This window comes from Mycobacterium sp. 1164966.3 (genome assembly GCF_001665395.1).
Classification (GTDB): Bacteria; Actinomycetota; Actinomycetes; order Mycobacteriales; family Mycobacteriaceae; genus Mycobacterium.
Genome location: NZ_LZSG01000019.1, coordinates 43758 through 58346, shown reverse-complemented (window position 1 = coordinate 58346; position 14589 = coordinate 43758). Strand labels below are relative to the sequence as shown.

14 protein-coding genes and 1 riboswitch are annotated in these 14589 nt (G+C 65.5%); all 14 genes read left to right on the top strand.

The window, feature by feature from the left end:
* The 14 genes from eccE to A9W99_RS06555 all read left to right on the top strand — a co-directional run bounded on the left by eccE (position 1) and on the right by A9W99_RS06555 (position 14565).
* Positions 1-1215, top strand: coding sequence for a type VII secretion protein EccE (eccE, locus tag A9W99_RS06620; RefSeq protein WP_067375047.1), 1215 nt, complete (start codon positions 1-3; stop codon positions 1213-1215).
* Entirely contained in the window at positions 1212-3044 is a 1833-nt protein-coding gene (gene eccA, locus A9W99_RS06615; RefSeq protein WP_067375045.1) for a type VII secretion AAA-ATPase EccA, read from the top strand. The genes eccE and eccA overlap by 4 nt, the downstream gene beginning before the upstream one ends.
* A gap of 320 nt (positions 3045-3364) precedes the next feature.
* Positions 3365-3541: riboswitch (M-box (ykoK) riboswitch) on the top strand.
* A 288-nt stretch (positions 3542-3829) separates the two neighbouring features.
* Positions 3830-4129, top strand: coding sequence for a PE family protein (locus tag A9W99_RS06610; protein ID WP_067375042.1), 300 nt, complete (start codon positions 3830-3832; stop codon positions 4127-4129).
* Between the two features lie 14 nt (positions 4130-4143).
* Entirely contained in the window at positions 4144-5373 is a 1230-nt protein-coding gene (locus A9W99_RS06605) for a PPE family protein (protein ID WP_067375040.1), read from the top strand.
* A 730-nt stretch (positions 5374-6103) separates the two neighbouring features.
* Entirely contained in the window at positions 6104-6403 is a 300-nt protein-coding gene (locus A9W99_RS06600) for a PE family protein (protein ID WP_067375039.1), read from the top strand.
* Between the two features lie 66 nt (positions 6404-6469).
* Positions 6470-7708: a PPE family protein gene (locus tag A9W99_RS06595; protein WP_067375037.1), complete on the top strand. Its 1239-nt coding sequence runs from the start codon at positions 6470-6472 to the stop codon at positions 7706-7708.
* Between the two features lie 13 nt (positions 7709-7721).
* Positions 7722-9128, top strand: a complete 1407-nt coding sequence (locus tag A9W99_RS06590) for a PPE family protein (protein ID WP_067375035.1) — start codon at positions 7722-7724, stop codon at positions 9126-9128.
* Positions 9129-9202: 74 nt separating this feature from the next.
* A complete protein-coding gene (locus A9W99_RS06585) occupies positions 9203-9526 on the top strand; it encodes a DUF732 domain-containing protein (protein ID WP_067375033.1) in 324 nt (107 codons plus the stop codon).
* 649 nt (positions 9527-10175) lie between these two features.
* Positions 10176-10418, top strand: coding sequence for a hypothetical protein (locus tag A9W99_RS06580; RefSeq protein WP_067375031.1), 243 nt, complete (start codon positions 10176-10178; stop codon positions 10416-10418).
* 26 nt (positions 10419-10444) lie between these two features.
* Positions 10445-11698 (top strand): PPE family protein, encoded by a 1254-nt coding sequence (locus A9W99_RS06575; RefSeq protein ID WP_156622982.1) that lies wholly within the window; start codon positions 10445-10447, stop codon positions 11696-11698.
* Positions 11699-11716: 18 nt separating this feature from the next.
* Positions 11717-12016: a PE family protein gene (locus A9W99_RS06570; RefSeq protein WP_067375029.1), complete on the top strand. Its 300-nt coding sequence runs from the start codon at positions 11717-11719 to the stop codon at positions 12014-12016.
* A 21-nt stretch (positions 12017-12037) separates the two neighbouring features.
* On the top strand, positions 12038-13432 hold the full coding sequence (locus A9W99_RS06565) for a PPE family protein (protein WP_067375027.1): 1395 nt from the start codon (positions 12038-12040) through the stop codon (positions 13430-13432).
* Positions 13433-13437: 5 nt separating this feature from the next.
* The gene (locus A9W99_RS06560) at positions 13438-13755 is read left to right on the top strand and encodes a DUF732 domain-containing protein (protein ID WP_067375025.1); all 318 of its coding nucleotides are present in this window, start codon (positions 13438-13440) and stop codon (positions 13753-13755) included.
* A 99-nt stretch (positions 13756-13854) separates the two neighbouring features.
* Entirely contained in the window at positions 13855-14565 is a 711-nt protein-coding gene (locus A9W99_RS06555; protein WP_067375023.1) for an MgtC/SapB family protein, read from the top strand.
* Positions 14566-14589: the final 24 nt, after the last annotated feature.

The window sequence follows — 14589 nt, the reverse complement described above, 5'->3', positions numbered from 1 at the left end:
ATGAAGGCTCAGCGCAGGTTGGGACTGGCTTTGTCATGGCCGCGGCTCACCACGGTGTTTGTCGTGGATGTAGCGATCTTGCTGCTGGCCAGCCATTGTCCGAAGGCATGGCAGGGCGAACATCACGTGGCGTGGTGGGTGGGTGTCGGTCTGGCGGTCTTGGTGGCATTGCTGGCGCTGGTCACCTACCGCGGCATCACGGTGGCGTCAGGATTGGCCACCTGGGTGTGGGACTGGTCAGCCGACCCGGGCACCGCGCTGGCGGCCGGGTGTACACCCGCGATCGATCACCAGCGCCGCTTCGGGCGCGACACGGTCGGAGTGCGCGAGTACCAGGGCCGGCTGCTCACGGTGATCGCGGTCGGCGGCAACGAGGAGGAAGCCCCCGGGCGCCATCGTCATCGGACGTCGCCGTCGGCCGGACCCTCGACAGACACCCTGCCGGTGGACGCGGTTGCCGATGGGCTGCGCCAATTCGACATCCACCTCGACAGCGTCGACATCGTTTCGGTGAAAGTACGTCAGGGCGGCAACGCGGCAGAGTTGTCCAAGCTCGACGACTGGGGCCCCGAACAGTGGGAGGAGCTCAACGACCGGCCCCGCTCGTACCAGCGCAGCACCTGGCTGGTGTTGCGGATGGACCCACAGCGCAACGTGGCCGCCGTCGCGGTGCGCGATTCGCTGGCTTCGACGTTAGTAGCGGCCACCGAGCGGCTCGCCCAGGATCTCGACGGGCAAAGTTGCGCGGCTCGCCCCCTGACCGCCGACGAGCTCGCTGAGGTCGACAGCGCCGTGCTGGCCGATCTGGAGCCGACATGGAGCAGGCCCGGGTGGCGTCACCTGAAACACTTCAACGGGTACACCACCAGCTTCTGGGTGACGCCGTCGGACATCAACGCAGAGACGTTGGACGAGCTGTGGCAGGCAGACACCGAGGCGACGGTGATCACGATCCGGCTCACCAGTCGCGGCGGCCAACCTCAGGTCTCGGCCTGGGTGCGCTACCACACCGACGGCAAGCTGCCCAGAAAGCTGGCGGCGGGCCTCAACCGGCTCACTGGCCGTCAGTTGGCCGCGGTGCGCGCCAGCCTCCCAACCCCTTCGCTGCGGGCCCGGCTGGACCTGCCCAGCCGGGGCTTGTACGACCATGACGAGTTGCTGTTCGAACTTGGTCAGCCGCAGGAAAGCTCAACGAGCTTGCCTGCAGGGCGATGAGCCGCCCGCAGTCGACCGCCGAAGACGCCCGCAATGCGATGGTCGCCGGATTGCTGGCATCCGGGATCTCTGTCAACGGATTGCAGCCCAGTCACAACCCGCAGGTGGCGTTGCAGATGTTCACCACCGCCAGCAACCTCGATCCAGCGATGTGCGACGCCTGGCTGGCGCGAGTGTTCGCCGGCGAGCAGGGCATGGAAGTGCTGGCCGGCGCGTGGGCGGCGGTTAGGACGTTCGGGTGGGAGACCCGTCGGCTTGGTGTCACGGACCTGCAGTTTCGTCCCGAGGTCTCCGACGGACTGTTCCTGCGGCTGGCGGTAACCAGCGTCGATTCGCTGGCCTGCGCATATGCCGTCACGTTGGCCGAAGCCAAGCGGTACCAGGAGGCGGCCGAGCTGCTGGACAACATCGAGCCGCGACATCCCTTCGACGCCGAGCTGGTCAGCTATGCCCGCGGCGTGCTGTACTTCCGCACCAAACGCTGGCCGGACGTGCTCGCGCAGTTCCCGGATGCGACGGTATGGCGTCATCCCGAGCTGAAAGCCGCGGGCGCGGCGATGGCCACGACGGCGCTGGCATCGCTGGGCGTCTTCGAGGAGGCCTACCGTCGCGCTCAGGACGCCATCGAGGGGGACCGGGTGCCGGGCGCGGCCAACATCGCCCTGTACACCCAGGGCATGTGCTTGCGGCATATGGGCCGCGAGGACGAGGCTGTCGAGCTGTTGCGCCGCGTGTATTCCCGGGACCCGAAGTTCACCCCGGCCCGGGAGGCATTGGACAATCCCACCTTCCGGCTGGTGATGACCGACCCGGAAACGATCGAGGCCCGCACCGATCCCTGGGACCCGGACAGCGCGCCGACCCGTGCTCAGACCGAGGCCGCCCGGCATGCCGAAGCAGCCGCGAAGTATCTGGCGGAGGGTGACGCCGAGCTCAACGCGATGCTCGGCATGGATCAGGCCAAAAAGGAAATCAAGCTCATCAAGTCGACGACCAAGGTGAACTTGGCGCGGGCCAAGATGGGGCTTCCGGTGCCGGTCACCTCCCGCCATACCCTGCTGTTGGGCCCGCCGGGTACCGGCAAGACGTCGGTGGCACGCGCGTTCACCAAACAGCTGTGCGGGTTGACCGTGCTGCGCAAGCCGATGGTGGTGGAAACCAGCCGCACCAAGCTCTTGGGCCGCTATATGGCCGACGCGGAGAAGAACACCGAGGAGATGCTCGAAGGGGCGTTGGGCGGGGCGGTCTTCTTCGACGAGATGCACACCCTGCACGAGAAGGGCTACTCCCAGGGCGACCCCTACGGCAACGCGATCATCAACACGCTGCTGCTGTACATGGAGAATCATCGCGACGAGCTGGTGGTGTTCGGAGCCGGTTATGCCAAGGCGATGGAAAAGATGCTCGAGGTGAATCAGGGTCTGCGACGGCGCTTTTCAACGGTCATCGAGTTCTACAGCTATACACCGGACGAGCTGATCGCGCTGACCAAATTGATGGGGCGGGAGAACGAAGACGTCATCACCGACGAAGAGGCGCAGGTGTTGTTGCCTTCGTACACGAGGTTCTACAACGAACAAAGCTACTCCGAAGACGGTGACCTGATCCGCGGCATCGACCTACTCGGCAACGCCGGTTTCGTGCGCAATGTCGTCGAAAAGGCGCGCGATCACCGCAGCGCCCGGTTGGACGACGAGGACCTGGACGCGGTGCTGGCCAGCGATCTGACCGAGTTCAGCGAGGACCAGTTGCTCCGCTTCAAGGAGCTGACTCGCGAGGACTTGGCCGAAGGCCTCAGCGCCGCGGTCGCCGAGAAGAAGACCGAGTAGCCCGGCCCGGTGGCTGCGGGCTCGCCAGGCGCGAATTGGGTTTCCCCACAGTGAATTTCACAGCGAGGAGTTTCCGCCGACACCCGGCTGTGTCTGCAGCCTGGGCGGAGATTCACCGGCCGATTCCGCCGCCACGCTCACACCGAGCGCCCACCGTTCACACCAAAAGCTCTTACCACGTCCGAAGCGAGCGCCAACATCGTTCTTTCCTGGTGCCCGAGTGTCACATGTGACGATTGGCCGAAGTCAGGTGCAACTTTGTTGCAATAAGGGGCACGTTGGGTTGACTCACACGGTTGTGAGTGCCAACATTTCCTAGGTATGCACCTCGCTAGGTGAGGCGTCTACACGGATACAGGCCACTGACCTCGAACGTCGAGAGACGCCCAGGGTCAGGACAGCTCCTCCCGGCTGAAGGGTTGAGCCCAAGTGGCTTCCGGTTGCGATCCAACCGGATACGCCGTGTGGTGCCAAAGCTCTGACGAGAGGGGTGCCGTGCCCAGCGTTCTTGCTGGGCCCTCATCCTTGTGTGCGACATGTGGCATCCCCGTATGCCCTGGCCGTGAGGAGGTGAGAGCGAAATGAGTCCCGGTGATAGTCCGTATTCCAGATCGATGACCATTTCGTTGCGATCCAACCCCGGCACCCTCTCAGCAGTCTGATTCGGCTCACGCCGCAGACCGCACGTCTCCGCCGCGCGGACACGTGCTGGTGAAATGCGGCCAGCGCAAGAAGGACTCAGCCACCACGCCCGGGTTCGGTCTCTGAAGATGAGGAGAAGCCCGATGTCGTTCGTAATTGCGCAACCAGAAGCACTGGCCGCGGCCGCCGGCCACTTGAACGCGGCCGGATCAATCATGGCCGCGCAGAACACTGCCGCGGCGGCTGTGACGACGGGACTGTTCCCCGCCGCTGCCGATGAGGTATCCGCCCTGACAGCAGCGCAATTCAGCGCTCACGGTGCGATGTACCAGGCGGTCAGCGCTCAAGCCACGGCAATTCACGAGATGTTTGTCGAGATGCTGCGTTCCAGCGGCCTTTCCTACGCGGCTACCGAAGCCATCAACACCATCGCCACCCGCTGAACGGGAGATCAACCATGACACTGGATTTCGCGATGCTTCCGCCCGAGGTCAACTCGGCGCGGATGTACACCGGACCGGGTTCGGCCCCGATGCTGGCCGCCGCGTCGGCGTGGAAAGGACTGGCGGCCGAATTACGTTCCACCGCATTGATTTACGACTCCGTCCTCACCGGCCTCACCAGCGAAGGCTGGCACGGTCCGGCGTCGGCATCGATGACGGCCGCTGCCACGCCGTATATGACGTGGATGGGCACCACCGCCCTACAGGCCGAGCAGACCGGCGCGCAGGCTGAGGCCGCCGCCGGGGCTTTTGAGGCCGCCTTCGCTGCCACGGTGCCGCCGCCGGCGATCGCGGCCAACCGCGCTCAGCTGGCGGCGCTTGTTGCCACCAACATCCTCGGTCAGAACACTGCGGCCATCGCGGCCACCGAGGCTCAGTACGCGGAGATGTGGGCCCAGGACGCCGCCGCGATGTACGGATACGCGGCCTCGTCGGCGATGGCCAGCCAGGTCAGCCCGTTCGCCGAGCCGCAACAGACCACCAGTCCCAGCGGGCTGACCGCGCAATCAGCGGCGCTGGTCCAGGCGGCGGCCACGCCGGCCGGCACGCAGCAAGGCACGCTGTCACAAGTGCTTTCGACGGTCCCGGGCACACTGCAGGGAATGGCCTCGCCTCTCTCGTCAGCCACGCCGACGACGGGGTCTGGGGATCTTCTCAGCATGCTGCTGGGGGGATCCTCGGGTAACACCGCGCTCGACAACTTCTGGACCGCATGGGGACCCAACGCCAACATCTGGAACACCATCTTCTCGTCCGGCTTCTATATGCCGGGCAACTGGATGGGCACCGCGGCCGACTTCATGGGACTGGCCGGGGGACAAGCCGCTCAGGAGGCCGGAGAAGCTGCCGGGGCCGCCGCCGCGGGCGCCGAAGGCGCGATCGGCGGCGCAGCGGGTTCGCTGGGCAACCTCGGGGCGGCTGGCGGTTCGGTGGCAGCGAACCTGGGCGGGGCCTCGCTGGTCGGCCCGTTGTCGGTGCCGCCCAGCTGGACCGGTCCCGCACCCGTGGGCGGCCCGCTGGCGTCGGCGCTCGGGGGCACTCCGATGATCGCCCCGTCACCCGCGGTGGCGGCGGGCATGCCGCCGGTGCCGTTCGGCAACTTCGGCGGCCAGGGATTGGGTCGCGCCGTACCCCAATACGGCTTCCGCCCGACCTTCGTCGCACGTCCGCCGGCGGCGGGATAGCACAACGGTTGACGGCTAGCCGCGGCGTGCGAATTCGTTGCTGCTCACAGGAGATCAACAGCTGGGAATCAGCTTATTGACGGCCGAGCTTACTTACGCTCAAGAAATCGCATGGCGATTGTTTGTCGATGCGGCGCGGGTCGAATGAATGGCTGCGCCGCGACCTTTGTCTGTCTTACGGGCAACCCTGTCGATGACAGTTTAATGTTTCAGATAAACATATGCGGAGTGCGCGCCAGCTGCGACACGCCGGTCCAATTATTCTCGGGCTGAGCCATTTCGCGCGCGGTGAGTTCAGCAGATACCCGTGACGTGTGTCTCATTGCCGGAGCTGATGTGCCGTTTTACGCTGACTAGATAACGTATTGCTGTGCCCTCTGATTTATGGCGATGAACTGCTAGAACAGCAACTCGCAGGGTTAACTGCAAAGCAAATCTCACACGCGCCGTGCCAAGCTCCGAATGTCTTATTTACACCGTGATTACCTGGCGGGAACGCCCTGTGCATAACTTCCGATCACGATGGTCACTGTATTGAGAGTGGCCTGTACCAGTACCGAATAACTGGCCGATCTGGCGCACTTCATATGCGGTGCGCGGATTTGCCGGCAAAAAGTGAGTGGATCCTGATGGCCATGGCGGCCATCTAAGGAAGCAGGGGCAATTCCCCGGCCGCATACAACGAATGCCGAAAACAGTTTCCTAGCGACATAGTTATAGCGAGGCGCCCATGTCTTTTGTGACGACACAGCCCGAAGCGCTGGCAGCAGCCGCCGGCAACCTGGCGGGTATCGGATCGGTGATGACGTCCGGAAGCGCGGCCGCAGCCGCCCCGACGACCGGCGTCGTCCCGGCCGCCGCCGACGAGGTTTCGGCGCTTACCGCCGCGCAGTTCGTCGCGCACGCGCAGGTGTATCAAGCGATGGCTACGCAGGCCGCGGCGATTCACGAGCAGTTCGTCGCGACCTTGACGGCCAGCTCTGCGTCATATGCGGCCACCGAGGCCGCCAACGCGGTCGCCGCGACGTGAGGGCCGGAGGTACCGGGGGTGTTTATAGACTTCGGGGCGCTTCCGCCGGAGATCAATTCAGGGCGCATGTATGCCGGTCCGGGGGCCGGACCGATGCTGGCTGCCTCGGCGGCATGGGATGAATTGGCCGCCGAGTTACAGTCCACGGCAGCCGCATATGGGGCGACGATCGAAGGCCTGACCGGGGGACCCTGGACCGGGCCCAGCTCGATCACCATGGCCGCGGCGGCCATGCCGTATGTGGCGTGGATCAACGCTACCGGCGCCCAGGCCGAATTGGCCGGTACCCAGGCCAAACTCGCCGCCGCCGCGTATGAGACGGCGTTCGCGGCGACGGTGCCACCGCCCGTGATCGCGGCCAACCGCGCATTGTTGATGTCGCTGATCGCCACCAACATCCTGGGGCAGAACACTCCGGCGATCATGGCCACCGAAGCCCACTACATGGAGATGTGGGCACAAGACGCCGCCGCCATGTATGCCTACGCCGGCTCCTCGGCGTCCGCTGCGCAGCTGACGCCCTTCACCGAGCCGCCCCAGACCACCAATGCCGAGGGGACTTCCCTGCAATCGGCGGCGGTGTCTCAAGCCAGCGCCCAGAGCGGCTTGATCAACGGTCTGCCGGGAGTTCTGCAAAACCTGGCGAATGCCACGTTCTCGCCGACAACGCCGACCGCAACCGCGGGCAACATCTTCTCCGGCCTGGAGTCGGGCACCACGCCGATCTTCAATCTGCCGGCTGTGCCGACGGAGCTCACCAACTGGAACACGATCATGTCGACGATCGCGTCGGGGCCGTACTCCCTGCAAGGGCTCACTTCGATACCCGGCGGGCCGTTCCTGTCGTTCGGGCAGATGTACGCCTACGCCCAAAACGGCCAGGGTCTCCAGGCATACTTCACGCCGCCCAAACCCATTAGCGGGGCGTTGGCCCCGCTGGCTACCGAGCTGGCGCCGCACGTGCCCGCGGCGAGCCTAACCGGCGCTCCGGTGTCAGGGTCCATGGGCCGATCGGCGCTGGTCGGAAGCTTGTCGGTGCCCCAGGGGTGGACTCAAGCCGCCCCGGAGATCAGAACGCTCGCTTCGGTGCTACCGGCGAACTTGGCAGCAGCACCGGAAGCCGCACTCGCGGGCGAGGGCAGCGTCTTCGGCCAGATGGCGTTGTCCAGCCTTGCCGGACGCGGTCTCGGTGCTGCCGCGTTCGGCTCCGGAGGCGGCGCAGCGACGGCTCGTTCGCTCAGCGCGGCCATCGAGGCCGATCCTGCGGCGGCGACGATCTTCGTGATTCCGGCGCTCGAGGACTGACCGGGGGATCGACATGTTTTATGCGGCGTTTCCACCGGAATTCAACTCCGGGCGGATGTACAGCGGCCCGGGATCGGGCTCGATGAGGGCCGCCGCGGCCGCCTGGAGCGGGCTGGCCACCGAATTGCAGTCGACGGTGGCCTCCTATTCCGCGGTGATCGATGCGTTGTCCAGCGGGCCGTGGATGGGTCCCTCGTCAGTGAGCATGGCGGCCGCGGTCACGCCCTACCTGGCCTGGATGCAGAACACCGCCGCGCAGGCCGTCGAGGCCGCGAGTTCGGCCACCGCGGCGGCGGCCGCCTACGAGACGGCGTTTGCCGCGCATGTACCGCCGGTGGAGATCGCGGCCAACCGCAATTTGCTGGCACAGTTGGTGGCCACCAACATCTTCGGGCAGAACACGGCGGCGATCGCAGCCGCCGAAGCCCAATACGGCGAGATGTGGGCCCAGGACGCCGTGGCGATGGACAGCTACTCGAGTTCCTCGTTGACCGCCAGTCAGGTGACGCCGTTCAGTCAGCCGCCGCAGATCACCAACGCGGGCGGCTTGCTCAGCCAGTCGGCGGCGGTGAGTTCAGCGGCCGGCACCTCGGCCGGCAGTGCACAGTCGGCGGTGTCGTCGCTGGCGGCCGCCACCAGCCCGGGGTCGGACCTGTTGCAAATGGGAGCAAACCTCAGCACCGAGTACACGGACACGATGCGAGGTTTGCTCAACACGGTATTGGGGCCAAACGGTTCCGCCTGGTACGAAGCCCTTTACAACGCGGTCAAGACGCCGCTCAGCTTTACCACCGGCTTCAACGACATCGGGCTGCTCGTGAACTTCCCCGCCTCGCAGTTTTTGAAGTTCGCTCCGCACGCGACCGCGTTCGGCGACCTTCCCAAAGACGCCTTGGCCGGCGGGCTTACGCCGCACTGGGGCCGCGGCTGGCTGACGAGCGCCACCAGCCCGGTACAGGCGGATTGGGGACGTGGTGTTTTGGTCGGGAAGTTGACCGTTCCGCCGAGCTGGGCCACGGCCACCCCGGGCGTCAGGATGGTCGCCGCCGCGTTGTCTGCCGCCGGCCCGGACGCGGTGCCCGCCGCCGCGCTCGGCGAGGCAAGCGTGTTCAGCTCGATGTCCATGGCAGGCATGTTGGGCAGCGCCCTCGGCGCGGGTGCTCCCAGCGCCGCTGGGGGCATCGGCGTTCGAGGCCGTCTCACCCCGGTAAAAGACCTCAAAGACAGCACCTCGCCGGAAAAGCTGAAACGAATGGTTGCCCAGATCGCGGAGAAACCGGAAAGCGTGCAGCACCACAACGTCGACGAGGAGGGCCTCGACAGCCTGCTCGAGCAACTGGCGCGGAAACCGGGCATCCACGCGGTGCATCTGACCAAGGGCAAACCCAAGGTGGTGCCGTCGGACGCCCAGTTGGGATAGGTCATGCGAAAAACATTGCCTACCAGGCTATTCAGGAGACAGCAATCATCACAACGCGAACAGGATGGTGCTCCATGAGAATGCTGCTGGCTCTATTCGGCATCGCCGTCGCGATCGGCGTGGCCGCACCGGCGTATGGCGAACCGCAGGAGTACGGCGTCGCTGACGACAGGGGCTTCATCGCAGCCCTGCGCGACAACGACATTGGCTTCAACAGTCCCGATCAAGCTATCGCGTCGGCCAAAGCGGTGTGCACGTGTCTGGACAGCGGCGAATCCGGGCTGGAGTTGATTCACGACCTGAAGGTCCGCAATCCGGCCATCACCATGGAGCACGCCAGCACGTTCGCCGTGCTCGCGGCGAAGTTCTACTGTCCCCATCAGCTGTCCAAGGCTTAGCCGTCGCTGCGGGCTGAATCCCATTGACAGATGGTCGCTTTCGATTTTCGTTTGGCGGTTGCGGTGTCGGACGGACCAGACGCGACGTTGCGCGCGCATTCGATGTGCTGCGAGCCCCAGTCAATCCGGGGCCCACACACATATAGAATTCAAATAATCTGCTGATAAACGTTGCGGGGCGACAACAATCCACGGCAAAGCGCATATTTGACGAAGCGATTAATAGCACATATCAACATTCGTCGGTGTTGCCGGTTTCCGGAACGATTTATGCGCAGCGGGTCTGCTGACACATGCGCTGAAACAAGCCACTCACGAATTTGCGGAACCAGCGCACTTGTAGTGCTGACCGGCCCCGCCCCAACAATTGCGCCAAACGCCCATCCTCGCAGGCGCTAAAAGCCCTCTAGCTGGTGTTTCCCTGCCAATGCAGTAGATGATCGGACGACGCCGAATCGGGCATTGCTCGCCGGACAAGCAGCCAATCACCGGCGAATCCGATGGATTTCATATGAACTGCACTGCGTCACCGGCAAGCGTGCAGACCCGTGATTACCATGGCGGCCATCTAAGACCCGCTGAAATACGTGCGGTAGCTGAACAAGGCCGCCGACACGTTGCCAACACGTGGTCGTCAGGGAGGAAGTCCATGTCATTTGTGACCGAGCAGCCGGAGTCGCTGGCAGCCGCCGGCAACCCGGCGAGGATCGGGTCGGCGGTCGCCACCCGACCCGCGGTCGCAGGTGCTTGTGATCTCGGAGCGAATTTCGTTCCCGTCGAACAGATTTCGACCCAGACCTCCGCGCAGGTGGGCGTCGTTCACGAGCGGACGATGGCCGATTCGGCTTGGCCTGCGGCCGCCGAGGCGGTTCACGCGCTCGCAGCGCGGTAACGGAACTGGGGGTAATGGGCGTGTTTGTGGATTTCGGGGTGCTGCCACCCGAGATCAACTCGGGGCGAATGTACGCCGGTCCGGGGGCGGGGCCGATGTTGGCCGCTGCGGCGGCCTGGGACGTACTGGCGGCCCAATTGCATTCGCACGCAGCGTCCTACGGCTCGACGATCGAGGGGATGACCGTCGGGTCCTGGCAGGGCCCGGCGTCGATCGCGATGACGGCTGCGGCGGCACCCTATGTGGCGTGGATGACGGCGACGGCAATGCAAGCGGAGCAGGCGGGAATGCAGGCCAAGGTCGCCGCCGTCGCATACGAGACGGCGTTCGCGGCCACGGTGCCCCCGCCGGTGATTGCAGCCAACCGCACACTGTTGATGACATTGATCGCTACCAACTTTCTGGGCCAGAACACCGCGGCGATTGCGGCTTGCGAAGCGCTGTATGCCGAGATGTGGGCGCAGGATGCCGCGGCGATGTACGCCTACGCCGCCTCGTCGGCGGTAGCCGCCCAGCTGACACCTTTCTCCGAACCGCCGCCGACCACTGCGCCGGGAGCCGTGGCCGGCCAAGCTGCTGCCGTTGCGCAAGCCGCCGCCTCACCTGCGTCGAACATCTCGACAGAGCTGTCTCAGCTGGTCACGTTGGTTCCCGGTGCGCTGCAAGGGTTGGGGACGGCAGCCCCCTTGGCGGCGACGCCGGCCGCGTCGGTCATCGACTTCCTCTATCCGATCTCGGCAGAATTCCGCTCCATTTTCCAAGCCATCACCGGTGCTTACAGCCCAATGGTTCCGTTCGTTTTGGGCGGCGGCTGGTGGCTTTTTTCACTTCAGTTACTCGGTCTGTCGCAAAACGCGCCGGGCGTTGCCGCACTGCTCAACGACAAGGGTTCCGTCGGGGCGCTTTCACCCTTACGGGGCGGCTACGTGTCCTCGGTCATACCGAACTCGGGAGCGGGAGCGGTGTCGGGATCCATGGGCCGAGCGACCCTGGTCGGCTCGCTTTCGGTTCCGCAAGGCTGGGTGGCGGCCGCCCCGGTGCTGAAGACGTTCGCCTCGGTCCTGCCGAGTGCGAGTTTGAGTGCTGTGCCGGCAGTTTCGGCTGCACCGCAAGGTGCTCTGTTCGGTGAGATGGCCGCGGCGAGTCTGGCTGGACGCGCCTTTGCTGGCGCTGGTGTGCACACCGTCAGTAACGGCGTCCGGGCCACCGGCGGCGGTGGAGCGCAGGGCTCCACTGACACAGCTACGACGGCCACCATCATCGTGGTCCCGGCGGACTAGGGAGAAAGAGTAAGACGCATGAGTTTTGTTACGGCACAACCGGAAATGCTGGCTGCTGCGGCCGGGAACCTGGAGGCGCTCGGCTCGTCGATGAGCGCGGAGAACGCTGCTGTGGCGGCCCCGACCACCGGCGTGGTCCCAGCTGCTGCCGACGAAGTGTCGGCGCTCACGGCCGCGCAGTTCGCCGCACACGCGCTGATGTACCAGGCGGTCAGCGCCCAGGCGGCGGCGATTCACGAGATGTTTGTGAGCACCCTGGCGACCAGTGCCGCATCGTATGCGGCCACTGAGGCCGCCAACGCGGCCGCTGCCGGCTAGCGGTAAGGAACTGTGCGCCCAATGACTTTCGCATTCCAGCCACCAGAAATCACGTCGGGTCAGATCTATACCGGTCCGGGCGCGGGGCCGATGCTGACGGCTGCCGCCGCCTGGGATGCATTGGCGAGCGAATTGCAGTCCACCGCCGCGTCTTACGGCTCGATCATCGAAAGTCTGGCCAACGACGCGTGGAGCGGCCCGTCGGCTGTCGCGATGGCGACCGCCGCAGCACCATACGTGGCATGGATATCGGCCACCTCGGCGCAGGCTAAAGTCGCGGCCGGCCAAGCGAGGGCGGCGGCGGGCGCCTACGAGACCGCTTTCGCGGCGGTGGTGCCCCCGCCGGTGATCGCGGCGAACCGAGCTCAGCTGGCAATGCTGTTGGCAACCAACGTCTTTGGGCAGAATACCGCCGCGATCGCAGCCGCCGAGGCCGAGTACGGGGAAATGTGGGCCCAGGACGCCACGGCGATGTTCGGCTATGCCGCCTCGTCGGCGGCTGCCTCCCAACTCACGCCGTTCACCGAGCCGCCGCCTACCACCAATGCGGCTGGGCTCGCCAGTCAGGCGGCCGCGGTAGGTGAGGCCGGCGGTGCGGCAAGCGGCACCAGCGCAGTGACGAATGCGCTCCCAGCGGCGGCGGCGCTCTCCTCCAACCCCATCGCGGACTTGCTGCGGCCGTTCGGCGATGCTGCCCGCGCTTACATGGCCTTCTGGGACGGGATACTCAATGGCCTCACGGGGTCACCCTTGGCCGGGCCGCTGTGGCAGAACACTTTCGGGATTTTCGCCGACATCGGCCGGTTCAGCACGGTAGCCAATGACATCATGAGCATCCCCAACCTGGGCATGACCGAGTTCAAATACTTTTACACCCCTTCTGCTGCGGGGCTTGATATTCCGAAATCATCGCTGGGGGCGGGGCTTGGGCTGCGGTCGGCCGGCCTGACCAGCGCGGTATCGGCGGGCGTGGGCGACGCCAACGTGGTCGGCAAACTGTCGGTGCCACCGAGCTGGGCGTCGGCGACTCCGGCGATCAGGATGGCCAGCACTGCCTTGCCGGCCGCCAGCCTGGCGGCCGCTCCCGCCGCGGGAATCCCGGGAAGCCTGGTCGGCCAAATGGCTTTGGGAGCCATGACCGGAGGCGCCCTGGGCAGCGTGGCGCCGCAAGTCCTCAGCGGAAGCGGGGCCCGCGCCCGCGCCACCGGCGGCAGGGGGCCCGTCGAGCCCGTCAAGCTCGACGACGTCATCGCGAGGTTGCAGAAGGAACCCGAAGCGGTGCAGCACTGGAATGTCGACAAGGCCGGACTCGACGCACTGCTCGACCGGTTGTCCAAGAAGCCTGGCATCCACACGGTGCACGTATCCAGTGGAGACAAGCCCAAAATCACACTCCCCGAAGCACATTCGAGTTGACTGCCATGAAACTGCAACTAGCGCTTGCCGGCGTCTTCGTCACCATCAGCCTCGCAGCACCCGCATACGGCGAGCCGGACGGCGACGATGCGGCGTTCCTGGCAGCGCTGGACAATGCCGGGTTCACCTACAGCAGCCCGGGGCAAGTCATCACCTCCGCCAAGGCGGTGTGCGGGATGATCAGCAAGGGTGAAACCGGTTTGCAGGTTGTGCACGACATCAAGAACGAAAATCCGGGAATGACGATGGATGGCGCTGCCCGGTTCGCAGCCCTCGCATCGAATGCGTACTGTCCCGAACACCTGACACCCAAGTCGCGCTAGCCGCGCGCGGCACCCCCGGTTCGCTTCCACTCCACTTGCTGTTAACTCACATCTGCTTAGCTGCCGTCGCCGTCTTGGATCGGAAGGAAGTGCGGCGTCATGCACACGCTGACCATCGCCGACTTCGCGCTCCGGCTGGCCGTCGGTGTGGGCTGCGGCGCCCTCATCGGTCTCGAGCGGCAGTGGCGAGCACGGATGGCCGGTCTGCGCACCAACGCACTGGTTGCCACGGGCGCCACGTTGTTCGTGCTGTACTCCGTCGTCACCGAGGACACCAGCGCCACCCGGGTCGCGTCCTACGTGGTATCCGGGATCGGGTTCCTCGGCGGCGGGGTGATCCTGCGCGAAGGATTCAACGTGCGCGGACTGAATACCGCCGCCACGCTGTGGTGCTCGGCAGCGGTCGGGGTGCTGGCCGCCTCGGGCCATCTGCTGTTCGCGTTGATCGCCACCGGCGCCGTGGTGGCCATCCACCTGTTCGGGCGGCCGCTGGGCCGGCTCATCGACCACGACAACAGCGTCGAGGAAGACGAAGGCCTGCAGCCCTACCAGGTCCAAGTGATCTGTCGGCCTAAATCCGCGAAGTACGCGCGCGCACATATCGTGCAGCACACCGCCGGTAACGACATCATTCTGCGCGGCATCCACACCGGGCGGGCCGACGACGAGGACAACCTCACCTTGACCGCACACCTGCTGATGGACGGCCACACGCCGGCCCGCCTCGAACGGCTGGTAGCCGAACTGTCCCTGCAGCCGGGCGTCTACGCGGTGCATTGGTACGCCGGCGATCAGGCGCAGGCCGAGTGACGTCCCCGTGGCGATCGCAAGCGC

Coding starts and splice junctions, on each gene's coding strand:
- eccE (WP_067375047.1), top strand. CDS start 1: ATGAAGGCTCAGCGCAGGTTGGGACTGGCTTTGTCATGGCCGCGGCTC.
- eccA (WP_067375045.1), top strand. CDS start 1,212: ATGAGCCGCCCGCAGTCGACCGCCGAAGACGCCCGCAATGCGATGGTC.
- A9W99_RS06610 (WP_067375042.1), top strand. CDS start 3,830: ATGTCGTTCGTAATTGCGCAACCAGAAGCACTGGCCGCGGCCGCCGGC.
- A9W99_RS06605 (WP_067375040.1), top strand. CDS start 4,144: ATGACACTGGATTTCGCGATGCTTCCGCCCGAGGTCAACTCGGCGCGG.
- A9W99_RS06600 (WP_067375039.1), top strand. CDS start 6,104: ATGTCTTTTGTGACGACACAGCCCGAAGCGCTGGCAGCAGCCGCCGGC.
- A9W99_RS06595 (WP_067375037.1), top strand. CDS start 6,470: ATGTATGCCGGTCCGGGGGCCGGACCGATGCTGGCTGCCTCGGCGGCA.
- A9W99_RS06590 (WP_067375035.1), top strand. CDS start 7,722: ATGTTTTATGCGGCGTTTCCACCGGAATTCAACTCCGGGCGGATGTAC.
- A9W99_RS06585 (WP_067375033.1), top strand. CDS start 9,203: ATGAGAATGCTGCTGGCTCTATTCGGCATCGCCGTCGCGATCGGCGTG.
- A9W99_RS06580 (WP_067375031.1), top strand. CDS start 10,176: ATGTCATTTGTGACCGAGCAGCCGGAGTCGCTGGCAGCCGCCGGCAAC.
- A9W99_RS06570 (WP_067375029.1), top strand. CDS start 11,717: ATGAGTTTTGTTACGGCACAACCGGAAATGCTGGCTGCTGCGGCCGGG.
- A9W99_RS06565 (WP_067375027.1), top strand. CDS start 12,038: ATGACTTTCGCATTCCAGCCACCAGAAATCACGTCGGGTCAGATCTAT.
- A9W99_RS06560 (WP_067375025.1), top strand. CDS start 13,438: ATGAAACTGCAACTAGCGCTTGCCGGCGTCTTCGTCACCATCAGCCTC.
- A9W99_RS06555 (WP_067375023.1), top strand. CDS start 13,855: ATGCACACGCTGACCATCGCCGACTTCGCGCTCCGGCTGGCCGTCGGT.